Annotated in this window: 21 protein-coding genes; 11 read left to right on the forward strand and 10 right to left on the reverse strand. The window is 30.3% G+C overall.

Annotated features, from left to right (window positions below):
- The first annotated feature begins 121 nt into the window (after window positions 1-121).
- Together LPB302_RS01805 and LPB302_RS01810 are read left to right on the forward strand one after the other, a co-directional pair.
- Complete coding sequence (locus tag LPB302_RS01805; protein WP_053974640.1) at window positions 122-2,899, forward strand: bifunctional aconitate hydratase 2/2-methylisocitrate dehydratase; 2,778 nt, start codon at window positions 122-124, stop codon at window positions 2,897-2,899.
- 172 nt (window positions 2,900-3,071) lie between these two features.
- Window positions 3,072-5,339 (forward strand): aconitate hydratase, encoded by a 2,268-nt coding sequence (locus LPB302_RS01810; RefSeq protein ID WP_053974641.1) that lies wholly within the window; start codon window positions 3,072-3,074, stop codon window positions 5,337-5,339.
- A 46-nt stretch (window positions 5,340-5,385) separates the two neighbouring features.
- On the opposite strand, the gene LPB302_RS01815 is transcribed toward LPB302_RS01810, so the two are convergent.
- Window positions 5,386-6,555: an MFS transporter gene (locus LPB302_RS01815; protein WP_053974642.1), complete on the reverse strand. Its 1,170-nt coding sequence runs from the start codon at window positions 6,553-6,555 to the stop codon at window positions 5,386-5,388.
- An 82-nt stretch (window positions 6,556-6,637) separates the two neighbouring features.
- Here LPB302_RS01815 and LPB302_RS01820 point away from each other — a divergent pair, with 82 nt between their 5' ends.
- The 3 genes from LPB302_RS01820 (at window position 6,638) to LPB302_RS01830 (ending at window position 11,152) form a co-directional block, all read left to right on the forward strand.
- A complete protein-coding gene (locus LPB302_RS01820; protein ID WP_053974643.1) occupies window positions 6,638-7,495 on the forward strand; it encodes a hydroxymethylglutaryl-CoA lyase-like TIM-barrel protein in 858 nt (285 codons plus the stop codon).
- Between the two features lie 167 nt (window positions 7,496-7,662).
- The gene (locus tag LPB302_RS01825; protein ID WP_231658729.1) at window positions 7,663-9,546 is read left to right on the forward strand and encodes a CHRD domain-containing protein; all 1,884 of its coding nucleotides are present in this window, start codon (window positions 7,663-7,665) and stop codon (window positions 9,544-9,546) included.
- 100 nt (window positions 9,547-9,646) lie between these two features.
- A complete protein-coding gene (locus LPB302_RS01830) occupies window positions 9,647-11,152 on the forward strand; it encodes a bifunctional metallophosphatase/5'-nucleotidase (protein ID WP_053974644.1) in 1,506 nt (501 codons plus the stop codon).
- Between the two features lie 50 nt (window positions 11,153-11,202).
- Here the strand turns inward: LPB302_RS01830 and LPB302_RS01835 are convergent, their stop codons facing one another.
- Together LPB302_RS01835 and LPB302_RS01840 are read right to left on the reverse strand one after the other, a co-directional pair.
- A complete protein-coding gene (locus LPB302_RS01835; RefSeq protein WP_053974645.1) occupies window positions 11,203-13,011 on the reverse strand; it encodes a DEAD/DEAH box helicase in 1,809 nt (602 codons plus the stop codon).
- A gap of 139 nt (window positions 13,012-13,150) precedes the next feature.
- Window positions 13,151-14,545 carry a hypothetical protein gene (locus LPB302_RS01840; protein WP_053974646.1) on the reverse strand — a complete coding sequence of 465 codons (1,395 nt, stop codon included), beginning with the start codon at window positions 14,543-14,545 and terminating at the stop codon, window positions 13,151-13,153.
- A gap of 182 nt (window positions 14,546-14,727) precedes the next feature.
- Here LPB302_RS01840 and LPB302_RS01845 point away from each other — a divergent pair, with 182 nt between their 5' ends.
- The gene (locus LPB302_RS01845) at window positions 14,728-16,347 is read left to right on the forward strand and encodes an ABC-F family ATP-binding cassette domain-containing protein (RefSeq protein ID WP_053974647.1); all 1,620 of its coding nucleotides are present in this window, start codon (window positions 14,728-14,730) and stop codon (window positions 16,345-16,347) included.
- A 94-nt stretch (window positions 16,348-16,441) separates the two neighbouring features.
- Here the strand turns inward: LPB302_RS01845 and LPB302_RS01850 are convergent, their stop codons facing one another.
- The gene (locus LPB302_RS01850) at window positions 16,442-17,383 is read right to left on the reverse strand and encodes a hydrogen peroxide-inducible genes activator (RefSeq protein WP_053974648.1); all 942 of its coding nucleotides are present in this window, start codon (window positions 17,381-17,383) and stop codon (window positions 16,442-16,444) included.
- 100 nt (window positions 17,384-17,483) lie between these two features.
- On the opposite strand from LPB302_RS01850, the gene LPB302_RS01855 reads away from it, so the two are divergent.
- A complete protein-coding gene (locus LPB302_RS01855; protein ID WP_053974649.1) occupies window positions 17,484-17,957 on the forward strand; it encodes a Dps family protein in 474 nt (157 codons plus the stop codon).
- Window positions 17,958-18,004: 47 nt separating this feature from the next.
- On the opposite strand, the gene LPB302_RS01860 is transcribed toward LPB302_RS01855, so the two are convergent.
- From LPB302_RS01860 to LPB302_RS01870, 3 genes are read right to left on the reverse strand one after another with little or no spacing between them, the layout of a single operon-like run.
- Window positions 18,005-18,646, reverse strand: coding sequence for an acyloxyacyl hydrolase (locus LPB302_RS01860; RefSeq protein ID WP_231658730.1), 642 nt, complete (start codon window positions 18,644-18,646; stop codon window positions 18,005-18,007).
- 6 nt (window positions 18,647-18,652) lie between these two features.
- Window positions 18,653-19,540: a 3-hydroxyacyl-CoA dehydrogenase family protein gene (locus LPB302_RS01865; protein ID WP_053974650.1), complete on the reverse strand. Its 888-nt coding sequence runs from the start codon at window positions 19,538-19,540 to the stop codon at window positions 18,653-18,655.
- A 22-nt stretch (window positions 19,541-19,562) separates the two neighbouring features.
- A complete protein-coding gene (locus tag LPB302_RS01870; RefSeq protein WP_053974651.1) occupies window positions 19,563-20,546 on the reverse strand; it encodes a Gfo/Idh/MocA family oxidoreductase in 984 nt (327 codons plus the stop codon).
- Window positions 20,547-20,721: 175 nt separating this feature from the next.
- Between LPB302_RS01870 and LPB302_RS01875 the strand changes: the two genes are divergently transcribed.
- Complete coding sequence (locus LPB302_RS01875) at window positions 20,722-21,363, forward strand: protein-L-isoaspartate(D-aspartate) O-methyltransferase (RefSeq protein WP_053974652.1); 642 nt, start codon at window positions 20,722-20,724, stop codon at window positions 21,361-21,363.
- Between the two features lies 1 nt (window position 21,364).
- Here LPB302_RS01875 and LPB302_RS01880 read toward each other — a convergent pair whose 3' ends face one another.
- The 3 genes from LPB302_RS01880 to LPB302_RS01890 are packed head-to-tail and all read right to left on the reverse strand — an operon-like array spanning window position 21,365 to window position 23,015.
- The gene (locus LPB302_RS01880; RefSeq protein ID WP_255164371.1) at window positions 21,365-21,790 is read right to left on the reverse strand and encodes a DUF2147 domain-containing protein; all 426 of its coding nucleotides are present in this window, start codon (window positions 21,788-21,790) and stop codon (window positions 21,365-21,367) included.
- Between the two features lie 15 nt (window positions 21,791-21,805).
- The gene (locus tag LPB302_RS01885) at window positions 21,806-22,330 is read right to left on the reverse strand and encodes a KdsC family phosphatase (RefSeq protein WP_053974654.1); all 525 of its coding nucleotides are present in this window, start codon (window positions 22,328-22,330) and stop codon (window positions 21,806-21,808) included.
- Complete coding sequence (locus LPB302_RS01890) at window positions 22,320-23,015, reverse strand: Rossmann-like and DUF2520 domain-containing protein (protein WP_053974655.1); 696 nt, start codon at window positions 23,013-23,015, stop codon at window positions 22,320-22,322. The genes LPB302_RS01885 and LPB302_RS01890 overlap by 11 nt, the downstream gene beginning before the upstream one ends.
- Window positions 23,016-23,045: 30 nt before the next feature.
- Here LPB302_RS01890 and LPB302_RS01895 point away from each other — a divergent pair, with 30 nt between their 5' ends.
- The 3 genes from LPB302_RS01895 to bshB1 are packed head-to-tail and all read left to right on the forward strand — an operon-like array spanning window position 23,046 to window position 25,581.
- Complete coding sequence (locus LPB302_RS01895; protein ID WP_157593846.1) at window positions 23,046-23,714, forward strand: hypothetical protein; 669 nt, start codon at window positions 23,046-23,048, stop codon at window positions 23,712-23,714.
- Window positions 23,715-23,716: 2 nt separating this feature from the next.
- Window positions 23,717-24,865 (forward strand): trans-sulfuration enzyme family protein, encoded by a 1,149-nt coding sequence (locus LPB302_RS01900; RefSeq protein ID WP_053974657.1) that lies wholly within the window; start codon window positions 23,717-23,719, stop codon window positions 24,863-24,865.
- Window positions 24,865-25,581, forward strand: coding sequence for a bacillithiol biosynthesis deacetylase BshB1 (gene bshB1 / locus LPB302_RS01905; RefSeq protein ID WP_053974658.1), 717 nt, complete (start codon window positions 24,865-24,867; stop codon window positions 25,579-25,581). Before LPB302_RS01900 ends, bshB1 begins: the two co-directional genes overlap by 1 nt.
- Window positions 25,582-25,623 lie beyond the last annotated feature (42 nt).

Genomic DNA, 25,623 nt, shown 5'->3' on the forward strand with positions numbered 1-25,623 from the left:
AACTGAAATTAACTTGATTAAACTCCAAGTAATAATTTAAGTCATTATTATAAATTGTTTTGTTTAGGTTAAAATTAGATATCTGAAATTAATAACCAAAAATAATTCTATTATAAATTTTATGAGCATTTACAGTGATTATCTCCAGGAGATTGAAGAAAGAAAAGAGTTAGGTTTACATCCAAAACCAATTGATGGCGCTGAATTATTAAGCGTAATTATTGATCAAATTAAAGATTTAGATAACGAATTCAGAGAAGATTCTTTAAATTTCTTTATATATAATGTATTACCTGGTACTACAAGTGCTGCAGAAGTAAAAGCTAAATTCTTAAAAGAAATTATTTTAAAAGAAGAAGTTGTAAAAGAAATTACTCCAACTTTTGCTTTCGAACAATTATCGCACATGAAAGGTGGACCTTCTGTAAAGGTTTTATTAGATCTAGCTTTAGGTAGTAATATAGAAATAGCAAAAGAGGCTGCAAAAGTATTAAAAACGCAAGTGTTTTTATATGAAGCAGATACAGCTCAATTAGAAGATGCATACCAATTAGGAAATCCAATAGCTAAAGAATTAATCGAAAGTTATGCTCAAGCTGAATTCTTTACAAAATTACCAGAAATTGAAGAAGAAATAGAAATTGTAACTTTTGTTGCAGGTATTGGAGATATTTCTACGGATTTATTATCTCCAGGTGCAGATGCTCATTCAAGATCAGATCGTGAATTACATGGTCAGTGTATGTTTGAACATAATAAAGAAATGCAAAAGGAATTATTAGCATTAAAAGAGAAGCACCCAAACAAACGTGTAATGTTAATTGCAGATAAAGGTACTATGGGTGTTGGTTCATCTAGAATGTCTGGTGTAAATAATGTTGCCTTATGGACAGGGATTCCATCTAGTCCTTATGTTCCTTTTATAAATATAGCTCCAGTAATTGCTGGTACTAATGGTATTGCACCAATTTTCTTAACAACTGTAGGTGTAACAGGTGGTATTGGTATCGATTTAAAAAACTGGGTAAAGCAAAAAGATGCTGAAGGAAATACAATTGTTGACGAAGAAGGAGAACCAATTTTAAAAGAAGAATATTCTGTAACTACAGGAACTGTTCTTACTATAAATACAAAAACGAAGAAACTTTACAAAGATGGTAAAGAGGTTAAAGATATTTCTACAGCGTTAACTCCGCCTAAAAAAGAATTCATAAAAGCAGGAGGATCTTATGCTGTTGTTTTTGGTAAAAAATTACAAACTTTTGCTTGTAAAGTATTAGGTATTGATGTTCCTCAAGTTTATGCAACTGCAAAAGAAGTTTCTATTGATGGACAAGGTTTAACAGCTGTTGAAAAAATATTTAACAGAAATGCAGTAGGTACTACTCCAGGTAAAACATTACATGCAGGTTCAAATGTTAGAGTAGAAGTAAACATTGTAGGTTCTCAAGATACTACAGGTTTAATGACCTCTCAAGAATTAGAGAATATGGCTGCTACAGTAATTTCTCCAATTGTAGATTGTGGTTACCAATCAGGTTGTCATACAGCTTCTGTTTGGGATGATAAATCTAAAGCAAATATTCCAAGATTAATGAAATTCATGAATGATTTTGGATTAGTTACAGCACGTCATCCAGAAGGTAAGTACCATGCAATGACAGATGTTATACACAAGGTTTTAAATGATCTTGCTGTTGATGATTGGGATGTAATTATTGGTGGAGATTCACATACACGTATGGCTAAAGGAGTTGCTTTTGGAGCTGATTCAGGAACAGTTGCACTTGCATTAGCTACAGGTGAAGCTACTATGCCTATTCCAGAATCTGTAAAGGTTACCTTTAAAGGGGAAATGAAATCTTATATGGATTTTAGAGATGTTGTACATGCCACACAACAACAAATGTTAAATCAGTTTGATGGCGAAAATGTTTTTCAAGGTAAAATTATAGAAGTGCATATTGGTACTTTAACTTCAGATCAAGCATTTACATTTACAGATTGGACTGCTGAAATGAAAGCAAAAGCTTCTATCTGTATTTCTGAGGATGAAACTTTAATAGAGTCATTAGAAATCTCTAGAGATCGTATTCAAATTATGATCGATAAAGGAATGGATAATCCTAAACAAGATTTAAAAGGATTAGTTGATAAAGCAAATACAAGAATCATTGAGATTAAGACAGGAACTAAATCTGCATTAAAACCAGATGCTGACGCTAAATATTATCAAGAAGTAGTAATTGATCTAGATAAGATTATAGAGCCAATGATTGCTGATCCTGATGTCAATAATGAAGATGTTTCTAAACGTTATACACATGATAATATTCAACCTTTATCATTTTATGGAGGAACTAAGAAAGTAGATTTAGGTTTTATAGGTTCTTGTATGATTCATAAAGGTGATATGAAAATATTAGCCCAAATGTTAAAAAATATTGAGGCTCAAAATGGAGAAGTTAAATTTAATGCTCCATTAGTTGTTGCTCCACCAACCTATAATATTGTAGATGAGCTAAAGGCAGAAGGAGATTGGGATGTTTTAGTAAAATATTCTGGTTTTGAATTTGATGATAGTGCTCCAAAAGGTTTAGCACGTACTAAGTATAAAAATATGTTATACTTAGAACGTCCTGGATGTAATTTATGTATGGGTAATCAAGAAAAAGCAGAAGCAGGAGATACTGTAATGGCTACTTCTACACGTTTATTTCAAGGAAGAGTTGTAAGAGACACTGAAGAGAAAAAAGGAGAATCATTATTATCTTCTACACCAGTAGTTGTGTTATCTACAATTTTAGGTAGAACACCAACTATAGAAGAATATCAAGCTGCTGTAGATGGTATCGTATTAACTAAATTTAAACCTTCTACTAAACAGTTAGTAGGTTAAGCGATATTGAATTCAATTATATAAGAAGCCTAGATGAATAATCTAGGCTTTTTTATTTATAGTACTACTCTATATTATAATCATTCTAATTTATCTATATCACTTTAAACAAACTTATCAATTTTGTATATTAGTATCTTGAAATTTTAGAATTACAATTAAAAAAAAATCTATGGCATTCGATATTGATATGATAAAAAAGGTCTACGAAAGTATGACTGAACGTGTAGACGCTGCTCGTAAAATAACAGGAAAACCGCTAACTTTAGCAGAGAAAATCTTGTATTCACATTTATGGGAAGGGAATCCTACAAAAGAATTACAGAGAGGAAAAGATTATGTAGATTTTGCACCAGATAGAATTGCTTGTCAAGATGCTACTGCACAAATGGCATTATTACAATTTATGCAAGCAGGTAAGGCTAAGGTTGCAGTCCCAACTACTGTGCATTGTGATCATTTAATTCAAGCAAAAGAAGGTGCTGCAAAAGATTTAAAACATGCAAATAATACCAGTAGTGAGGTTTTTAACTTCTTAGAATCTGTTTCTAATAAATACGGAATTGGCTTTTGGAAACCAGGAGCAGGAATTATTCATCAAGTAGTTTTAGAAAATTATGCATTTCCAGGAGGAATGATGATAGGTACTGATTCTCACACTGTAAACGCTGGTGGATTAGGAATGGTAGCTATTGGTGTTGGTGGTGCAGATGCTGTTGATGTAATGGCTGGCATGGCTTGGGAATTAAAATTTCCAAAATTAATTGGTGTTAAGTTAACTGGTAAACTTTCTGGTTGGACAGCTCCTAAAGATGTTATTTTAAAAGTTGCTGAAATTTTAACTGTAAAGGGAGGAACAGGTGCTATTGTAGAATATTTTGGGCCAGGAGCAACTTCAATGTCTTGTACAGGTAAAGGAACTATTTGTAATATGGGCGCAGAAATAGGTGCAACTACATCTACTTTTGGTTATGACGAATCTATGGAGCGTTATTTAAAAGCTACAGATAGAGAAGATGTTGCAAATGCTGCAAATGAAATTAAAGAGTATTTAACTGCAGATGCTGAAGTTTATGAAAATCCAGAACAATACTTTGATCAAGTAATCGAAATTAATCTGTCTGAATTGGGCCCATTATTAAACGGACCTTTTACTCCAGATTTATCTACAACTGTAGGTTCTGAAATGACAGAGAAAGCAAATGCAAATGATTGGCCATTAACTGTTGAATGGGGATTAATAGGTTCTTGTACAAACTCATCTTATGAAGATTTATCTAGAGCATCATCCATAGCACAGCAAGCCATTGATAAAGGTTTAAAAACCAAAGCAGAATTTGGTATTAATCCAGGTTCTGAACAAGTAAGATATACTGCAGAAAGAGATGGTATTCTCCAAATTTTCGAGAACTTAGATGCAAAAATCTTTACGAATGCTTGTGGACCTTGTATTGGTCAGTGGGCAAGATATTCAGATCCTAAAAATGCACCAAAAAATAGTATTGTGCATTCCTTCAATAGAAACTTTGCAAAAAGAGCTGATGGTAACCCAAATACACATGCTTTTGTAGCATCACCAGAAATTACAGCAGCAATTGCAATTGCAGGTCGTTTAGACTTTAATCCATTAAAAGATAAATTAATTAATGAAGATGGAGAAGAAGTTATGTTTGATGAACCTACTGGTTGGGAATTACCACCAAAAGGTTTTGAGGTAAAAGAGAATGGCTATTTAGCACCAGATGAAGATGGAAGTGGAGTAGTGGTTTCTGTAAATGATGATTCAGAAAGATTACAATTATTAACACCATTTACACCATTAGGAAGTACGATTACAGGTGCAAAATTGCTAATCAAAGCTTTTGGGAAGTGTACTACAGATCATATTTCTATGGCTGGACCTTGGTTACGTTTTAGAGGACACTTAGATAATATTGCAAATAATACCCTAATTGGAGCAGTAAATGCATTTAATAAAAAGACAAACTTTGTTAAAAATCAATTAACAGGAGAGTATGATGCAGTACCTGCTGTGCAAAGGGAATATAAGAAAGAAGGTATTAAAACAATTGTTGTAGGAGACCACAATTATGGTGAAGGTTCTTCTAGAGAACATGCAGCAATGCAGCCTAGACATTTAGGTGTAGCTGCAGTAATTGTAAAATCTTTTGCTAGAATTCATGAAACAAACTTAAAAAAGCAGGGTATGTTAGGTTTAACATTTGCTAATGAGGCTGATTATGATTTAATTCAAGAAGATGATACTTTTAACTTTACAGATTTAAATGAGTTTGCTCCAGACAAACAATTAACTTTAGAAATTGTGCATAAAGATGGTAGTTCAGATACTATCAAACTAAATCACACTTATAATAAAGCTCAAATTGATTGGTACAATGAAGGTTCTGCTTTAAATTTAATTAAAAAGCAAAACGCTTAAGCAAATTAGAAGTTATATGAGCTCCTGAAGAAATTCAGGAGTTTTTTTATGCCGTTTTTCTACCAAGGACAATAAGGCCTAAAAATGGACCTAAACCTAACAACATATAAATATAGTTAGATTGTAAAGTGATATTTAATTGTGTAATAATTAAAATACTCAAAATTGTAATGGAATAGCCTATACAGTTTACGATGGTTAGGGCTGTTCCTTTGTCTTTAGAAGCTACATTCTGAGCTACTAAAGTTGAAAACATAGGCGAATCTCCAATAACCAAGAAACTCCATATTATTAAAAATAGCACAAATAGAACTTGACTATCAAATAGAAAAGAAAAAGGAACGATTAAACAACAAACAAATGATCCTAATAAAAAATTGAAAGCAGTTTTTCTTACTCCTAATTTTTGGGAAATATAGCCTGCGAAAATACATGATATACTACCAATACCAATTATTAAAAAGGAGAGTAAAGAAATATCAATTGTTAAATTGGAGTGTATTTTATTATATGAAAATAACATGATAGGAACAAAAGCCCAAAATGTATAGAGTTCCCACATGTGACCAAAATAACCAAAAGCTGCTTTTTTAAATTCACTTTTTTTAAAGACAGTTGTGATAGTTTTCAAATCAAATATGTTATTTCTTTTTCTATAAGGGCCATCTTTTACAAATAATAATATGAGTAAACCCCCAATAACAGATAGAATAGAGGTAGAAACTATTACAAATTTCCAAGAAGTACTAGCAAAGAAATCTTTTATTAAATGTGGAAGAGCTGTACCTAACACTAAAGCACCTACTAAAAAACCTAAGGATTTACCTAATCCTTTATCAAAATAATCAGTGGCAATTTTCATTCCTACAGGATAAATACCTGCTAAAAAAAATCCTGTTAAAAACCTAAAAATCAGTATATAAGGTAAGTTGTTGCTTTGTAAAATAAAACAAAAGTTGAATAAGGATGCACATAAAGCGCTAATAAAAAACACTTTAGAGGGAGAAAATCGATCACTAATTGTAAAAAGAGCAAAAAGCAGGGTACCTGCTATGAAACCAAATTGTACTGCAGAAGTTAACCAACCAATTGCAGTTGCTTCTAATTGATATTCTAAAATTACAGAATTCATGACTCCATTCGTTGCAAACCATAAAGAAGTGCAGCAAAATTGAGCTATTACTATAATAGGTAGGATGTGTTTTTGCGTAATCATTTGATTACGAAATTAGTATAAATTAAAGAATAATCAACTAGAAAAATTTCTAATCATCATTACTTTATCTATATTTGAATAGATGAAAAATGTCAAAATTATAGAATGTCCAAGAGATGCTATGCAAGGTATAAAGTCTCACTTTATAGCTACTGATAGAAAGGCTTTGTACATTAATTCTTTATTAAAAGTTGGTTTTGATACGATTGATTTTGGAAGTTTTGTATCACCAAAAGCAATACCCCAAATGAGAGATACAGCAGCTGTATTATCTCAATTAGATTTAAGTACTACAAAAAGTAAGTTATTAGCGATAATTGCAAATTATAGAGGAGCAGAAGATGCAGTTCAATTTGAGGAAATTAATTATTTGGGCTATCCTTTTTCTATTTCTGAAAATTTTCAAATGAGAAATACTCATAAAACAATAGATGAATCTATAATTACACTAGATAAAATATTAAACTTAGCTGATAAATCCAATAAGGAAGTTGTGGCTTATTTATCAATGGGCTTTGGAAATCCTTATGGAGACCCTTGGAATGTTGAAATAGTGGGTGAGTGGACAGAGAAACTTTCAAGTATGGGGGTAAAAATTTTATCGCTTTCAGATACTGTAGGTACATCTACTCCAGATGTTATAGAATATTTGTTTTCTAACCTAATTCCTCAGTATACCAATATAGAATTTGGTGCTCATTTACATACAACCCTAGATAAATGGTTCGAAAAAGTAGATGCTGCCTTTAAAGCAGGTTGTTTACGATTTGATGGAGCTATTAAAGGTTATGGTGGTTGTCCAATGGCTAAAGATGAACTTACAGGTAATATGCCAACAGAAAAATTGTTAAGTTATTTTACTTCAGAAAAAGCAGAGACTAATATTAAACCAATGAGTTTCGAAAGTGCTTATAATAAGGCTTTAGAAGTTTTTAATTAGAAATAGCACTAAATTAATTTTAATCTTTCACCTTAATCTTTAAACATTTATCACAATTCTTAAAGAACTGTTAAATTCTCAATAGAGCACATATTATTTGGATAGAGCATCTTTTCAAGCTCTATTTTGTCTAATTTTACGTTAAAATAAATAAACAAAATAGAATTATGAAAAAATTTAAATTACTTTTTTTATTCGTCTTAACAAGTTTAGTGTACACAAGCTGTAATGACGATGATGATTTAATGGTTCCTGAACCTTCTGGAAATACAGTAGTATATCAATTAGGATCTAAAGATGTAGATGGTATTTTTGGTAAAGCTACATTTGTAGAAAATACAGATGCTTCTGTAACAGTGGTATTAGATATTGAAGGTACTCCTTCTGATGGTTTGCACCCAGCACATATCCATTTTAACACAGCTGCTGAGGGTGGAGATATTGCTTTAACCTTTACTCCTGTAGATGGAAACTCAGGTTTAAGCGCTACAACTTTTACCACTTTAAATGATGGTACAGCAATTTCTTATGCAGAATTATTAAATTTTGATGGCTACATCAATGTGCATTTAAGTGCAGATGAGTTAGGTACTGTAGTTGCACAAGGAGATATTGGTCAAAATGCATTATCAGGTACTTCTATCATTTATGATTTAGGAGAAAAGGATGTAACTGGTATTTCAGGTAATATAACTTTTTCAGAAAGAAATAATGGAGAAACATTAGCAGTTATTGAGTTAGATGGAACACCTGCAGGTGGATCTCATCCAGCACATATTCATGCAAATACAGCAGCAGAAACAGGTGCTATTTTATATACTTTTAATACAGTAAATGGAGATACAGGTACAAGTGTTACTAGTTTAAGCTCTTTAATGTTTTCAGATATAGAAGATATAGATGCTTATGTTAATGTACATTTAAGTATGGATAATTTAGCAACTATTGTTGCACAAGGAGATATAGGTCAGAATGATTTAACAGGTACAACTAAAGTTTACGACTTAGGAGAAAAAGATGTTGTTGGTATTTCTGGAGATATAACTTTTTCAGAAAGAGTAAATGGAGAAGCTTTAGCAGTTATAGATATTGCTAATACTCCAGCAGGAGGTATGCACCCAGCTCATATTCATGCAAATACAGCTGCAGAATCTGGGGCTATTTTATTTACTTTTAACGTAGTAAATGGAGATACAGGTATGAGTGCTACAAATGTAGACGCATATTCTTACGCAGATATTTTAGATATTGATGCTTATGTAAATGTGCATTTAAGTGCTACTCAATTAAGTACAATTGTTGCGCAAGGAGATATAGGACAAAATGATTTAACAGGTTCTACAATAGTTTATGATTTAGGAGAAAAAGATGTAGCAGGAATTTCAGGTGACATTACTTTCTCAGAAAGAGTAAATGGAGAAGCTTTAGCAGTTATAGATATTGCTAATACTCCAGCAGGAGGTATGCACCCAGCACATATTCACGAAAATACAGCAGCAGAAACTGGAGGAATATTATTCACTTTTAATGTTGTTGATGGTGATACTGGTATGAGTGTAACTAATGTAGATACAATAGACTATAGTGCAATTGAAGATTTAGATGCGTATGTAAATGTACATTTAAGTGCAACTCAATTAGGTACAATTGTAGCTCAAGGAGATATTGGTAGAAACGATTTAACAGGAGATTCTAAGGTTTATACTTTAAATGAAAAGGATGTTGCTGGAATTATGGGAACTGCAACTTTTTACAAAAGAGTAGATGGTAGTTCTTTAGCAGTTCTAGATATTGAAAACACAGTAGCTGGAGAAATGCACCCATCTCATATTCATGAAAATGATGCAGCAACAGGTGGTCCAATCGCATTTTCTTTTAATCCAGTAAATGGAGATACTGGTTTAAGTATGACACAAGTAGAAGAATTAGATGATAGTACAGCAATTACTTACGATGAGATTTTAACTTTTGATGGATATATTAACGTTCATCTAAGTGCAACTCAATTAAGTACTATTGTAGCTCAAGGAAATATTGGTTCTAATGAGTAATTAGATTTCTAATTTAAAATATAAAACCCATCAATTATTTGATGGGTTTTTTGTTTTATGTTCTTATTTTTGATAATCAAACCATGTAAACCAATTTAGCATGAAGAATAGTATTAGATTAATTCTAATTTTTACACTTATAGTACTTAATTCTTGTAAAAAGAATGATAATAAAATAGCATTTACTTTTTTACAATTAAATGATGTCTATGAGATAGCACCAATTCAAGGTGGAGAATTTGGAGGATTAGGTAGAGTAGAAACAGTCCACAAAGATTTATTAGCAGAGAATTCAAATACAATGCTTTTTATGGCAGGAGATTTCTTAAATCCTTCTCTTTTAGGAACTTTAAAATTAGATGGAGAAAGAATTAGAGGAAAGCAAATGATTGATGTGATGAATGCTATGAATTTTGATCTAGCCACTTTTGGGAATCACGAATTCGATTTGTCTAAAAAAGATTTACAAAAAAGGTTGAATGAAAGCACGTTTCCTTGGGTTTCAGCAAATGTAAAATTAATTGCAAATGAGAATACAACTCCTTTTTATAAAGAAGTTAATAATGTTAAGGAGTATATACCAGAAACCTTTGTCAAAGAATTTAAAGATGAAGATGGTACAAAAATAAAAATAGGATTTGTAAGTGTCTGTATACCTTCTAACCCAAGAGATTATGTGGAGTACCAAAATATGTTCGATAAAGTAAGAACTTCTTATGCAACTCTTAAAGATTCAGTAGATGTCGTTTTTGGATTAACACATGTAAAAATCACCAATGATAAAAGAATTGCCAAATTGTTGCCAGAAATTCCATTAATTATGGGAGGTCATGAGCATACCAATATGCGAATTGAAACTGAAAACGGAATTATTACTAAAGCAGATGCGAATGCAAAAACAGTTTACATTCACAGAATAGTATTTGATAAAACAACTAAAGAAACAACGATAAAATCTGAGTTAAAGGAAATTAATGCATCAATTAAAGAAGATGTTGAAGTAGCTAAGGTTGTTCAGAAATGGCAAAACATTTTAGAAAAAGAAATTAAAGAGGTTTTAGTAAAACCTAATGAAATTATTTATCAAACTGATATTCCTTTAGATGGTAGAGATACTCCAATTAGAAGCACGCAAACAAATTTGGGTAAAATTATTACAGAATCTATGTCTTACGCTTTTAATGATAAAGTAGATTGTGCTTTGGTAAATGGTGGTTCTATAAGAATTGATGATCAATTGTTAGGAGATGTAACACCTGTAGACATTTTTAGAGTTTTGCCTTTTGGAGGTGCAATTGTAAAGGTTGAAATTAAAGGTAGATTACTAAAAAGAGTTTTAGATTATGGAGTATTGGCTTCAGGTACAGGAGCTTACTTGCATAGATTTAATGCTAATAGAGTAGAGGATACTTGGTACATCAACAATCAAAAAATTAATTTAAGTAAGACATATACAGTAGCATTTTCTGATTATTTGTTAAAAGGATTTGATATTCCATTTTTATCTCCGAAAAACAAAGAAGTCTATTCAGTTTATCATCCTAAAGAAGATGAAATGGCTTATGATATTCGAAAAGCTGTAGTTAGCTATTTAAAAATGAAATAATATAAAAGTAAAAAGCTCAAGAAATAAATCTTGAGCTTTTTTTATCAATTTTAAGAATCTCTTCTTTTTCTTCCAAATCCTCCTGGTTTTCTGTCTGATCCAGATGATGAAGATCTTCTATCACTTCTATTTCTTCCTCCACTATTATCAGAACTTCTTCTAGATGATGAACCTTCAGTACTTCTTCTTCGTCCAAAACCTCCATCTTTTTTACCAAAAGATTTCTTTTTTCCTCTTCTTCCTCCTCCTGAACGTTCTTTTTTGGTAATTTCTACATTTACAGATCTACCATCAAAATCTGGCTGATTAGAAGCAAAAGCATCTAAAGTTTGGCTTTCGAAGTTTTTATCAATCTCAAAGAAAGAAAAAGTATCTAATATGTCTATAGCACCAATTTCTATCTTATCACCAATATTTTGGTCATTAATTAAACCAATCAATTTAGCAGGATTCAAACTGTCTTTTCTACCAATATTGATAAAGAAACGAGACATATTATCTGCAGTTGCTCTAGATCTAGAATTTTCTCTTCCTAAATCATTTAAATCTTTAGAGTTTTCGTAATAAGCCAACATTGTGTTGAATTCTAAAGAAACAAACTTTTGTATTAATTGCTCTCTGTCTAAGTCTTTTAATTTGTCATAAATGCTAGGTAAAAACTCTGTAATTTCAGATTCATTAACCTTAGTATCATTTACTTTGTCAATTAAATTCATTAATTGATTTTCTACAATCTCTTTTCCTGTAGGTACTTTACCTTCAACAAATTTTTGCTTAATGATACGTTCTATTACACGTAATTTACCTTTTTCTCTATTATTTACTAGAACAATAGATACACCTTTATTACCAGCTCTACCAGTTCTACCACTTCTGTGAGTATAGTTTTCTATTTGATCTGGTAACTTATGATTAATTACATGTGTTAATTCATTTACATCTAAACCACGAGCTGCAACATCTGTTGCTACTAAAATCTGAATGGTTTTTTTTCTGAATTTACCCATAACAGAATCTCTCTGTGCTTGAGATAAATCTCCATGTAAAGAATCTGCATTATAGCCATCTTTAATTAAGTTATCTGCAACTTCTTGTGTTTCTCTTCTGGTTCTACAAAAGATAATTGCATAAATATCTGGATTTAAATCTGCTATTCTCTTAAGTGCAGGATAACGTGTTCTTTCTGTAACTGCATAATACTCATGACTTACATTTTCTGAACCTGAGTTCTTTTCTCCAGAAGTAACTTCTACAGGAGTTGTCATGTAATTCTTAGCAATTGCTTCTACTTCTCTAGGAAAAGTTGCAGAAAATAATAACGTTTGTTTAGTTTCTGGTGTTGCTTCTAATACCTTATCTAGCTCTTCTTTAAAGCCCATGTTAAGCATTTCATCAGCTTCATCTAAAACTAACCATCTAACATTACCTAACTTTAAAGCTCTTCTGTTAATTAAATCTACAGTTCTACCTGGGGTTCCAACAACAATTTGAGAACCTCTTTTTAAAGATCTAATTTGATCTTCCATACTAGAACCACCATAAACAGTAGTTACTTTTACATTTTTTAAATATTTGCAAAAGTCTTTAATATTATTACCAATTTGAACTGCAAGTTCTCTTGTTGGTGATAATATAATTGCTTGTACATTATTGTTATCTTCTTCTAAAAGCTCTAATATTGGTAAACTAAAGGCAGCAGTTTTACCTGTACCAGTTTGTGCAAATGCTTTTAAATCTGTATCAGAAGATATTATTTGTGGAATTGCTTTTTCTTGTATAACAGTTGGTTTTTCGTAACCTAAATCTGTTAACGCTTTGATTATAGGTGCTTTTAGCCCTATTTCTTTAAATGTTGACATTTCTGTGATTTTGTAGATTCACAGAACGCCCACCTGTAAATCTGATTATAAATTCGACCTGATTTTTAATGAGTTACACTCAAAATTAAAATCGTGCAAATGTACTACAAATTAAATGAACAAAAGAAGAAAGTTCGTTTTATTGATTGTTATTCAAATCCTCTAAGTAAGGAATAAGGTTGTTAGAGTAGATAGAAGCAAAACCATTAACTACTTTTCCATTATGATTTACAAGAATAGTTCTTGTCATTTTACTACTAAGAAAAGTTTGAGCTAAATTATCTTTATTAATATAGAATTGATTTTTAATGTCTAATTTTTCAATTTTCTCAACATCTAATCCATCAGTTTTTATTAACTGAAAATGAATATTTGGAAATTTTTCTTGTAAATAAACTAGTCTAGAGGATAAATAAGACTTAGATACGTATTCTGGATTCCAAAATAGTAAGAACGTATTTTTGTCCTTAATTAATTTATGAATTGAATGGTTAGAATTTGTGTAGTCTGTAATTTCAAAATTTGGTAATTCATTTCCTAAAGTTATAGCCTTAGAATCATTTAATAAACTCTGAATTTGTGTTTTATCTTTTTCATTAGTAGAAGACTTTAAAAATAAATCGAAAGCTTCTAAGTTTACTTGATCTGAAGATTTATTGTAAAAGTGACTCACTAAAGTTTGCTTTAAAAATGCATTCTTTGTGCTTTGAGATGTTATTCTATCGTCTATTATATTTAGTAAATCTAACGTAAAATCTGGAGTATACTCGTTTCTCATTGGTCTATGCCCTAAAGCATAAGTTTCATTGTACAAATAATTTCTAATGTATCTAGAATAAGGAGGAAAATACATCATTGTATCTTTATCTATATCTATATTTTTTCTGTAATCATAAAAGCTATCATCTACTTCTGGGAAGTGTCCATCTTCAGCATATTTAGAATGTATAATAGGATATCTTTCAAATCTAGAATATATAGGGAAAGTGAGTGCAACTTTTAAAACCTCATTAAAACCTTCAGTTTCATCTGGGTGTTCTAAAACGTAGTCATTATAAGTAACTAATTTAGTTGCTAATAAAGAATCTGTAACTTTTTTAAATACATCTACTTCTTGCTTATTTAATTGATAAAAATTCTTTCGTTCTTTTTCATCTGCTAAGAAGCAATCAATTAACATGTTATTTCTATCTGCACCTTTACCTGCAAAACTTAGGGTCTCATCAAAATCCCAAGTGTTTAAACGTAACATTAAACTATCTTGAGGTTCTATATATATGTATTGATTTTCATTACCATGAACAAAATAATACAAACCTTCATTTGCATTTTTTAACTCTCCAATAAATTTCTGATGTTCATCTAATAAAAAAGTATCAATTACTTGTTCCATCGAATAAAGAATAACCCTATTCGATTTTGGATTAATAATCTTACCTCCAAAATATGTAGTTTGCTCTTTAACCTCTGTTTCACAGCTAATTAAAAAACTTAAAGAAAGTAATTGTAATAAAATTAATATTTTATTATTCATATAATGTTGTGGGTATAACTGATACAAAAATAACTATTCAATGCAGTTGGGCTTGTTAATACGTTGTTAAAAATATTACAAAAATTTAGGGTTTGTTTTTCTTTAATAGTCTGAAAAAGACTAGCTATATCTAACTTAAAACAAATCAATTTACTACTTTTGCAAAAAATTAAAATAGAGTTATGTTATCAGTTTCTAATTTATCTGTTCAGTTTGGAAAACGAGTTTTGTTTGATGAAGTAAATACCAAGTTTCAAACAGGAAATTGTTATGGAATTATAGGTGCCAATGGTGCAGGTAAATCTACATTTTTAAAAATAATTTCTGGAAAGATGGATCCTACCTCAGGTCAGGTTCATTTAGAAGCAGGTAAGAGAATGTCTGTGCTTACTCAAGATCATTATGCTTATGATGATTACCCAGTTTTAGAAACTGTGGTTATGGGTAATAAAGATCTTTTTAAAATTAAAAAAGAGATTGATGCTTTATATGCAGATTATACAGATGAAAATGCAGAAAAGATAGGTGAGCTTCAAATTGTTTTTGAAGAGATGAATGGTTGGAATGCAGATTCTGATGCAGCAGCAATGTTATCTAACTTAGGTATAGCTGAAGATTTACATTATACGTTAATGAAAGATTTAGATGGTAAGCAAAAAGTTCGTGTGTTAATTGCACAAGCACTTTTTGGAAATCCTGATGTTCTAATAATGGATGAGCCTACCAATGATTTAGATTTCGAAACTATTGCTTGGTTAGAAAACTTTATTGCCAATTTTGATAACTGTGTAATTGTGGTATCTCATGATAGACACTTTTTAGATGCAGTTTGTACTCATATTTCTGATATTGATTTTGGTAAGATTAATCATTATTCAGGTAATTATACATTTTGGTATGAATCTAGTCAGTTAGCAGCAAAACAAAGAGCACAACAGAACAAGAAAGCAGAAGATAAAAAGAAAGAATTAGAAGAATTCATTCGTAGATTTTCTGCAAACGTAGCAAAATCTAAGCAAGCTACTTCTCGTAAAAAAATGATTGATAAATTAAACGTAGAAGATATAAAACCTTCTAGTAGACGTTATCCTGCAATTATTTTTGATAGAGATAGAGAAGCAGGGGATCAAATTTTAAATGTAGAAGGCTTAAGTAAGGATTTTGAAGGTGAAAAATTGTTTGATAATATTCATATCAATTTAAATAAAGGAGATAAAGTCGCTATTATCTCTAAAAACTCAAGAGCTATTACAGCTTTTTATCAAGTTATTTCTGGTAATGAACCTGCAGATGCTGGTAAATATTCTTGGGGTGTAACTACAACACAATCTTATTTACCACTTGATAATTCTGAGTATTTTCAGAATGGAGATTTAAACCTAGTAGATTGGTTAAGACAATATGCGCAAACTGAAGAGGAGAGAGAAGAAGTTTACTTAAGAGGATTTTTGGGTAAAATGATTTTTTCTGGTGAAGAAGCTCTAAAGAAAAGTAATGTACTTTCTGGAGGTGAGAAAGTAAGATGTATGTTATCTAAAATGATGATGAAAAGAGCTAATATTTTAATGTTAGATGAGCCAACAAACCACTTAGACTTGGAATCTATTCAAGCATTAAATAATTCATTAATTAACTTTAAAGGAACAGTTTTATTTTCTACACATGATCATGAATTTGCTCAAACTGTAGCTAATAGAATTATAGAATTAACACCTAAAGGAGCTATTGATAGATATGCAACTTTTGATGATTATTTATCTGATCCTAAAATTAAAGAATTAAGAGATTCTATGTATTCTTAATTATAAGATTTACAAATTAAAACAAAAAACCATTATGTAAACTAAAAGTTTAAATAATGGTTTTTTAATTACTGTAAAACAGTGTATTGTGTTTTTATTTTTTCTGCAATGGACTTATAATTTTTACATCAGAAAAAGAAATTGCACCTCTTACAACACCATCAATAGTTTTCTTTAAAGCTTCTATTAATTGCATTTTTAATTGAGATTTATGGTAGATTAAACTAACCTCTCTTGCAGGTGGTGGATTGTTAAATTCTCTTAAAAACTGTTTGTCAGAATCGTTTAAATCTAAGGTATGTAAATATGGTAAAAGCGTCATTCCTAAACCTTCTTTAGAAAGTTTAATTAAGGTATCAAAACTTCCACTCTGTAATTGAAACCCTTTTTTATTATCAATCTTATGAGCTCTGCATAAGTTTAAAATGTTGTCTTTAAAACAATGACCATCTTCTAGTAAAAGAATGTCTTCCATTTCTAATTCATTCACATCAATAAACTTGTTTTTAAAAAGTCTATGATTTTGAGGAATTAAACCTATAAACGGTTCATAGTACAAAGGTTTTTCTTTAATAGCCTCGTTCTCTAGTGGAGTAGCAGCAATTGCAGCATCTATATGACCATCTGTTAGTTTTCTTATAATTTCTTCAGTAGTAAGCTCTTCTATAATAATTTTTACTTTTGGATATTTCTTCGTAAAATTATTCAAAAACATAGGTAGCAAGGTTGGCATTATTGTAGGAATAATTCCTAATTTAAATTCGCCACCAATAAAACCTTTCTGTTGATGTACAATATCTAAAATTCTATTGCTTTCATCTACGATAACTTTAGCTTGTTCAACAATTTTTCTACCTACTTCTGTAAGTTCAATTGGTTTTTTAGATCTATTAAATATTTGCACATCTAATTCATCTTCAAGCTTTTGAATTTGCATGCTAAGTGTAGGCTGAGTCACAAAACTGTGTTCTGCAGCCACAGTAAAATTCTGATATTCTGCTACAGATAAAACATACTTAAGTTGGGTAATTGTCATTGATAAGAATTTTTGATAAAGATATTAAATCTATCAATCTTGATTATAGTTTTAAGTGACTTATTTTTAATAAATTTGAGTAAATAACAAAAGAAATATTATGAACAAGAATATATTAGGATTAGAGAAAGCAGACTCTAAAGAATCAGTCGAAAAATTAAACGGATTATTAGCAAACTTTCAAATTTATTATCAAAATTTAAGAGGTTTACATTGGAATATTAAAGGTAAAAACTTTTTTGATTTACATGTAAAGTTCGAAGAATTATATACAGACAGTCAAGTTAAAATAGATGAAATTGCTGAACGTATTTTAACTTTACAGGGTAAACCATTACACACGTTTACAGATTATATAGCAAATAGCAGTGTGCCTGTAGGTAAAGATATTTCAAAAGATGTAGAAGCAGTAGAGTTGGTGGTAACTTCTTTGTCTGAGCTATTAAAAATAGAAAGAGATATTTTAGATTTATCAGATAAATCTGATGATGAAGGTACTAATGCTATGATGAGTGATTTAATTTCTGAACAAGAAAAAACAATTTGGATGCTAAACTCATGGTTGGGTAAGTAATAGCAGCTTAATGAAAATATTAAAGAGGACCTTTTTGGTCCTCTTTTTTAATTCAATACAAAAGAGTATCCTATTTGAAAACCCAATAGATTATAGCCGTCATTTGGTTTTTGAAAATTTAGATTCGATACATGACCAATGTGCGAACCTAGATAAATAAACTGATCTTTAAAAACCTGGTAATTTAGACCCAAAGTAAAGTTCTCTATAAATGTAAATCCTTTTGCCAAACGTTCTGAACGAGTATCTATATATGAGAAGCCTAAACTTATAGCTGCTTGAATATCTAGTTTTGTAAATATGGTTTTACGTGCAGAAAATCCAAATTCTAAAGCATATAAATTCATGTTTTTCTTTTTTGTAAACTCCTCTATTTTTTCTTGATAATGTTCTTGATCAGGAGTTACGTAAAAATTATTTAGGAGTTGATGTTCTAAAAATTGTACTTGAGGTTGTACAATTAATTCTAAGTTTAGAGATTTCCAATTTCCTAAATTATAGAAAGCTTGACCTTTTAAAATTTGTGCTTTATAAGTGTAATCTGGATCATCATGAAAAAAACGTTCATTTGAACCAAAAGCATATAAAAAGCCTATTTTCATAGGCTTTAATATATTATTATCAGAATTTTGACCAATACTTTTCACAGAGATAAAAGCTATAAAAAGAATTAGTAAATTATTTTTCATAATTATTTAGTTAAACATTTGAGCTACTTTTTCTGCTTTTCTATTTTCTGAGTAGTCGTAAAAACCTTCACCAGATTTTACACCCAATTTACCAGCCATAACCATGTTTACTAAAAGTGGGCAAGGAGCATATTTCGGATTTTTAAATCCATCATACATAACATTTAAGATAGATAAACAAACATCCAAACCAATAAAATCTGCTAATTGCAAAGGTCCCATTGGGTGAGCCATACCTAACTTCATTACAGTATCAATTTCTGCAACACCAGCAACACCATTATATAAGGTTTCTATAGATTCGTTAATCATTGGCATTAAAATTCGATTCGCTACAAAACCAGGGTAATCATTAACTTCAACAGGGATTTTATTTATTTTTTTACTTAATTCTACTGTAAATTCAGTTACTTCATCAGATGTATTATAGCCTCTTATAATTTCAACTAATTTCATAATTGGTACAGGATTCATAAAATGCATTCCTATTACTTTATCTGCTCTGTTTGTTTCTGCAGCAATTTGAGTAATTGAAATAGATGATGTATTTGTTGCCAAGATTGTATCTTCAGGACAAACTTCATCTAATTCTCTAAATATTTTAGATTTTAGTGCAACATTTTCTGTAGCAGCTTCAATTACCAAACTTGCATATTTTACGCCTTCTTTAATAGAAGTATATGTTGTGATATTTGCTAAAGTTTTATTTTTATCATCTTCAGAAATTTTTTCTTTAGCAACCATTCTATCTAAATTTTTAGATATAGTAGCTATTCCTTTTTCTAAAGCTTTTTCAGAAACGTCAATCAATTGAACATTATAATCAAATTGTGCAAAAGTATGTGCAATTCCATTACCCATTGTTCCAGCACCAATTACAGCTATATTTTTCATATTGTATATTATTAATTTTAATTTAGTTTTTTAAGTCTTCTTCTGTTTTAAAACAGTCTATCACCCATTGTGCAATTCGTAAAGCCTCTGTTCCATTATGTAAAGACACAATAGGAGTAGTGTCGTTTACAATTGCATCTGCAAAAGTTTCTAATTCATCTAGAATTGCGTTGTTGTTGGTAACCTCAGGGTTTTCGAAATAGATTTGCTTTTCTACACCTTCGTCATTTTTAAGTACCATTGCAAATTCGTCTAAATCTTCAGGAGCATCTTGTATTCTTACAATTTCTGATTCTTTACTTAAAAAGTTCACAGAGATATAGGCATCCTTCTGAAAAAAACGAGTTTTACGCATGTTTTTCATAGAAATTCTACTAGCAGTTAAGTTGGCAACACATCCATTTTCGAACTCTATTCTAGCATTTGCAATATCTGGTGTTTCCGATATTACAGAAATACCACTTGCATGAACATTCTTAACTTTAGAATCTACAGAGGATAGAATGATATCAATATCATGTATCATTAAATCTAAAACTACAGGAACATCTGTACCTCTTGGATTAAATTCTGCTAACCTATGAGTTTCAATAAACATTGGGTTCTTAATTTTATCCTTTACAGCTTTAAATGCAGGGTTAAAACGTTCTACATGACCAACTTGACCTTTAACATGGTATTGACTGGCCAACGTTTTAATAGCTTCTGCTTCTAAAACTGTTTTTGCTATAGGTTTCTCTATAAATATATGTCGCCCTTTTTTAATCGCTCTTTCTGCACAATCAAAATGAGAAAGTGTAGGTGTAACAATATCAACAACATCTACTGCATCAATTAATTCATCTATAGAATCAAAAGAAGTGTAACCAAATTGTTCTGTTACATTTTTCGCATTTTCTTTAATTGGATCATAAAAACCAATTAAATCATATTTAGAAGATTCTTTTAATAAACGAAGATGTATTTTTCCTAAATGGCCAGCACCTAAAACTCCAACTTTAAGCATATAGATAAATTTAAAATTTTAATTAAGATTGTAGCCCTAAACAATATTTTTAGCGCTTTAATTTTAGCTAATCTGTTGATTTTTACATCTTAAATAAGCTACAAACAAAGATACAATTTTATAAGAGTATATTTAGAAATATTACTATTTTTAGACTTTAGAAACTAGCCATTCATTGAAAGATACAGCCAAACATCAAGGACTTAGAAATCAACTTGTAAAAGTTTTAGAAGCAAAAGGCATACATGACAAAAATGTATTAAAAGCCATTAGTAAAATTCCTAGACATTTATTTATTGATTCTAGTTTTGAGGCTCATGCTTATCAAGACAAAGCTTTTCCAATTGCAGCAGAACAAACCATTTCTCAGCCTTATACTGTGGCTTTTCAATCGCAAACTTTAGAAATAAAACCTACAGATAAAATATTGGAGATTGGTACAGGTTCTGGATATCAAACAGCAGTATTATTAGAGTTTAAAGCAGAAGTATACACAATTGAAAGACAGCATGAATTGTTTAAAAGAACCTCTAGCTTTCTGCCAAGGTTACATTATAAACCAAAGAGATTTATTTTTGGTGATGGCTATAAAGGACTGCAAGAACAAGCTCCTTTTGATAAAATTATTGTAACAGCTGGTGCTCCATTTGTACCAAAACCTTTATTGGCTCAATTAAAAATAGGGGGTAAGCTTCTAATTCCTGTTGGTGATAAATCTCAAATAATGACCTTGTTTATTCGAAAATCTAACAAAGAATTCGAAAAACAAGAATTGGGTGATTTTGCTTTTGTACCAATGTTAGAAGAAAAGAACTAAATTATTGAGCTCTCTCCCAATATTTGGTTTTTCCAAAAAGCGATACACCAATAAAGCCTCTAATTTTTAATTTGTTGTCTTTTACAAGCTTAATGTAGCACTTGTAAACTTTACCATTTCTAGGATCTAATATTTCTCCTCCTGACCACTCATCATCATCTTTCTCTAGTCCTGTTAAAATATCTAAACCAAGAATTTTCTTATTTTTATTTTCACCTTCACATGCTGTACAAACTGAGTTTTGTCTTGCAGGATCCATGATTTTTACAACCTTAGCATAGGCTTTATTATCTTTTTTATAGATTTCAATAATAGAATCTACTTCACCAGTTTCTTCATTGGTGCTATTCCATTTTCCAAAAATATCTTGTGCATTTATGGTAAATGCGAACAATAGGGTTGCTAATGTTAATAGTTTTCTCATCATTTATAATTTTAATTGTTATGCTTCTGCGTCAAAATAATCATTCCATTTTCCTTGTACCTTTAATACTTGCTCTATTACGTCTCTAACACAGCCTTCACCACCTTTTAAATTAGAAATATATTTAGATGCATTTTGTATTTCTGGCACAGCATCATTTGGGCAACTTGCTAAGCCAACTTTTTGCATTACTGGTAAATCAGGTATGTCATCACCCATATACAACACATTTTCTGTAGATAAATTATACTTGCCTACAATTTCATTGTACTGTTGTATTTTATCATGCGCACCTAAATAAATATCTTCAATACCTAATGCTGCTAATCTACTTTTTACAGCTTGGTTAGTACCTCCAGAAATTATGCAAACTCTAAAACCTTTATTTAGTGCTATTTTCATAGCATAGCCATCTTTTACATTCATATGTCTAACTAATTCTCCACTAGGCATTATGGTTAACATTCCATTGGTTAATACACCATCAACATCAAAAATAAATGTTGAAATTTTAGGTAATAGTTGTTTGTAACTAAGCTCCATTTTGGATTGATTTTGTTAAGAGTTTATAAATTTCTTGCTGATTTTTATCTAGCAAATTTAAGTGATTTTTGATAGTTTGTTCATCATGCCTAACTGCTGGCCCTGTTTGAGCTTCATTAGGTGATAAACTTTTTATCTTGTTTGATGTTTCTTCTATTAAAGGATATAAAATTTCAAAAGGAATGTTGTTTTTATCACAAATTTCATTCCCAATTGTATACATGTAATTTGTAAAGTTGTTTACAAACACTGCAGCTACATGCAGTTTTTTGCGTTGATTAGAATCTATTTTATAAATTCGATTTCCTAATAAATTTGCTAATTTCTCTAAAAGTAAATAGTCATTATCATTATCTGCTTCTAAACAAAAGGGTACAACAGAAAAATTGATAGATTTATTCTTAGAGATTGTTTGCAGCATATAAAAAACTCCTTTCTGTTTCTTGTTTTTTAACTCATTCATGTTACAAGCTCCTGAAGTGTGTACAACAAAATTATTCTGAATATTTTTTGATACTTCAGCAATAGCGTCATCTGAAACTGCTAGAATTGTAATATCTGCAGTTGGTATGTTTTCTAAACGTCTTGAGTTTATTTTAGTAACCTTTAAATCACCAATTTTAGTAAATGCATTATACAAATGATTTGCTACATTTCCATCACCAACAATTAAAACTGATATCATAATACGAAGATATTGAAATTTTAAGACAACATGTTTTTAAGATTTGTTAATTTAGCGGATATAAAAGTTTATTTGTTGAGAAAGTTTACTTGGTTGTTCATATTTAGTTTAATCCTGTTTTCTTGTAAAAAAGAGAAGCTAGTGTTTTCAGCTTTTGAATTAAACAAAAATCTTTCCTGTAATGATTTATACGATAATGGTTTTAAGAGAACTTTTGGTAGTGATGTTTTTATGATTGGTAAAATCATGAATGATACTACTGTACATTTTCAAATTTCAGAGCCAATTGTAAAAAATGAAATTCATTCTGATGATTTTTATGAGGAGATTCGGATTGAAAATGATACCTTGAAAAAAGAAAGTATCTATGATGAGTATTTAAAAAAAGATGCATTAGAATTAAATGATTCTATTTACCAATTAGTTTGGCAAAATATAAAAAAACAAAAAAAGGGTATTTGTAGAGAAGGAGTAATTATTTGGAAAAATTTTATGATTGAATTAGATAAGTCAGAAATAAAAAAATATAGACAGACCATAGACATATCAAAATATAAAATTTTAGAAATTGAGAATCCAAGCTCTTATGATTTGGATAGTTTTAAAGTTCTGAATTTAAAAAAGAAGGATACATTTTACTGCTCCATTTACAAACAAAATCAAAAATATTATATGTCATCAACAATTAGTTTAAGATAATTATGAGTAATAAATTAGGTATAAACACAACTTGTGTTCATGTTGGAGAAGTAAAGGATGAGCAATTTAAAGGTGCAGTTTCACCTATGTACTTGTCTACATCTTATGCTTTTGATGGGGTAGAAGTAAAACGCTATCCACGTTATTACAACACACCCAATCAAGAAATGCTTTGCAAAAAAATTGCAGCATTAGAAAATACTGAGGCTGGTTTAATTTTTAGTTCTGGAATGGCTGCAATTTCATCAGCAATGTTAGCTTTTTTAGAAAGAGGAGATCATGTAATTGTGCAGCAGGTTATTTATGGGGGTACCTATAATTTTATCGTTTCTGAATTTGATAAATATGGAATAGAATATTCGTTCACAGAATCTGATAAAGCTGAAGATTTTAAGGCATTAATTAAAGAAAATACAAGAATACTATATATAGAGACTCCTTCTAATCCATTATTAGGAATTACGGATATGCAGGCTATAAGTAATATCGCTAAAGAAAATAATATTTTAACGATGATCGATAATACTTTTGCATCTCCAATAAATCAAAATCCTGCTAATTTTGGAATTGATATTGTAATTCATTCTGCAACAAAATACATGGGTGGTCATTCTGATATTTCTGCAGGTGCAATTGCTGCTAGTGAAGAGCATATGGAGCAAATTTGGAAAACTGCCATTAACTTTGGTGGTAATTTAAGTGATCAAACAGTTTGGTTATTAGAGCGTAGTTTAAAAACATTAAACTTAAGAGTTAAAGAGCAAACAAAAAATGCTCAACAAATGGCTGAATATTTAGAACAAAGTTCAGATATTGATTCAGTATATTATCCTGGATTAAAAAGTCATCCTCAACACGAATTGGCCAAAAAGCAAATGAAAGGTTTTGGAGCTATGTTATCTTTTGAACTTAAGGAAGAAATAGATGCAATGACATTTCAAAATAATTTAAGTTTAATTAAGCCTTCAATGAGTTTGGCAGGTTTAGAAAGTACAACAGTTAGTCCTACACAAACAACGCATGCACTTTTAAGTGAAGAAGAACGTTTAGAAAGAGGTATTAAAGATGGCTTAATTCGATTCTCTGTAGGGATAGAAGAACCTGCAGATTTAATTGCAGATATTGAGCAAGCCATAGAAAAATCAAAATAATGAAGTTAGACATATTGGCGTTTGGTGCACATCCAGATGATGTAGAGTTAGGTTGTGGTGCAACTTTGGCTAAAGAAATATCTTTAGGTAAAAAAATTGGTATTGTAGATTTAACGAGAGGAGAGTTAGGTACTAGAGGATCTGCAGAATTAAGAGATAAAGAAGCGAAGAAAGCAGCAGAAATCTTAGGGGTTTCAGTTAGAGAAAATTTGGCTTTCGCAGATGGTTTTTTTATAAATGATAAAGAGCATCAATTATCAATTATTAAAATGATACGTAAATATCAGCCTAAAATAGTTCTTTGTAACGCTATTGATGATAGACATATAGATCATGGAAAAGGCAGCAAACTTGTTTCTGACGCATGTTTTTTAAGTGGATTATCTAAAATTGTTACAAAAGATAATGGTGAAACTCAAGAAGAGTGGAGGCCAAAAAATGTGTATCATTATATTCAATGGAAAAATATTGAGCCAGATTTTGTTGTTGATGTTTCAGGATTTATAGATTATAAAACTAAATCTGTATTAGCATATTCATCTCAATTCTTTGATCCTGAAAGTGATGAACCAGAAACACCAATTACCAGTAAAAATTTTATAGATAGTGTAAACTATAGAGCTAGAGATTTAGGAAGATTAATAGGTGTCGATTATGCAGAAGGCTTTACGACAGAACGTTATGTAGCATTAGAAAATTTAGATAAAATTTTTTAAATTTTTCTTTTAAAAAATGTAAAAAGAAGTATATTTGCACTC

It is taken from the genome of Polaribacter dokdonensis (assembly GCF_024362345.1).
Lineage (GTDB): Bacteria > Bacteroidota > Bacteroidia > Flavobacteriales > Flavobacteriaceae > Polaribacter > Polaribacter dokdonensis.

What these genes read in the sequence shown, in the direction of transcription:
- LPB302_RS01805 (WP_053974640.1), top strand. Translation starts at nt 122, where the DNA reads ATGAGCATTTACAGTGATTATCTCCAGGAGATTGAAGAAAGAAAAGAG.
- LPB302_RS01810 (WP_053974641.1), top strand. Translation starts at nt 3,072, where the DNA reads ATGGCATTCGATATTGATATGATAAAAAAGGTCTACGAAAGTATGACT.
- LPB302_RS01815 (WP_053974642.1), bottom strand. Translation starts at nt 6,555, where the DNA reads ATGATTACGCAAAAACACATCCTACCTATTATAGTAATAGCTCAATTT.
- LPB302_RS01820 (WP_053974643.1), top strand. Translation starts at nt 6,638, where the DNA reads ATGAAAAATGTCAAAATTATAGAATGTCCAAGAGATGCTATGCAAGGT.
- LPB302_RS01825 (WP_231658729.1), top strand. Translation starts at nt 7,663, where the DNA reads ATGAAAAAATTTAAATTACTTTTTTTATTCGTCTTAACAAGTTTAGTG.
- LPB302_RS01830 (WP_053974644.1), top strand. Translation starts at nt 9,647, where the DNA reads ATGAAGAATAGTATTAGATTAATTCTAATTTTTACACTTATAGTACTT.
- LPB302_RS01835 (WP_053974645.1), bottom strand. Translation starts at nt 13,011, where the DNA reads ATGTCAACATTTAAAGAAATAGGGCTAAAAGCACCTATAATCAAAGCG.
- LPB302_RS01840 (WP_053974646.1), bottom strand. Translation starts at nt 14,545, where the DNA reads ATGAATAATAAAATATTAATTTTATTACAATTACTTTCTTTAAGTTTT.
- LPB302_RS01845 (WP_053974647.1), top strand. Translation starts at nt 14,728, where the DNA reads ATGTTATCAGTTTCTAATTTATCTGTTCAGTTTGGAAAACGAGTTTTG.
- LPB302_RS01850 (WP_053974648.1), bottom strand. Translation starts at nt 17,383, where the DNA reads ATGACAATTACCCAACTTAAGTATGTTTTATCTGTAGCAGAATATCAG.
- LPB302_RS01855 (WP_053974649.1), top strand. Translation starts at nt 17,484, where the DNA reads ATGAACAAGAATATATTAGGATTAGAGAAAGCAGACTCTAAAGAATCA.
- LPB302_RS01860 (WP_231658730.1), bottom strand. Translation starts at nt 18,646, where the DNA reads ATGAAAAATAATTTACTAATTCTTTTTATAGCTTTTATCTCTGTGAAA.
- LPB302_RS01865 (WP_053974650.1), bottom strand. Translation starts at nt 19,540, where the DNA reads ATGAAAAATATAGCTGTAATTGGTGCTGGAACAATGGGTAATGGAATT.
- LPB302_RS01870 (WP_053974651.1), bottom strand. Translation starts at nt 20,546, where the DNA reads ATGCTTAAAGTTGGAGTTTTAGGTGCTGGCCATTTAGGAAAAATACAT.
- LPB302_RS01880 (WP_255164371.1), bottom strand. Translation starts at nt 21,790, where the DNA reads ATGATGAGAAAACTATTAACATTAGCAACCCTATTGTTCGCATTTACC.
- LPB302_RS01885 (WP_053974654.1), bottom strand. Translation starts at nt 22,330, where the DNA reads ATGGAGCTTAGTTACAAACAACTATTACCTAAAATTTCAACATTTATT.
- LPB302_RS01890 (WP_053974655.1), bottom strand. Translation starts at nt 23,015, where the DNA reads ATGATATCAGTTTTAATTGTTGGTGATGGAAATGTAGCAAATCATTTG.
- LPB302_RS01895 (WP_157593846.1), top strand. Translation starts at nt 23,046, where the DNA reads ATGTTTTTAAGATTTGTTAATTTAGCGGATATAAAAGTTTATTTGTTG.
- LPB302_RS01900 (WP_053974657.1), top strand. Translation starts at nt 23,717, where the DNA reads ATGAGTAATAAATTAGGTATAAACACAACTTGTGTTCATGTTGGAGAA.
- bshB1 (WP_053974658.1), top strand. Translation starts at nt 24,865, where the DNA reads ATGAAGTTAGACATATTGGCGTTTGGTGCACATCCAGATGATGTAGAG.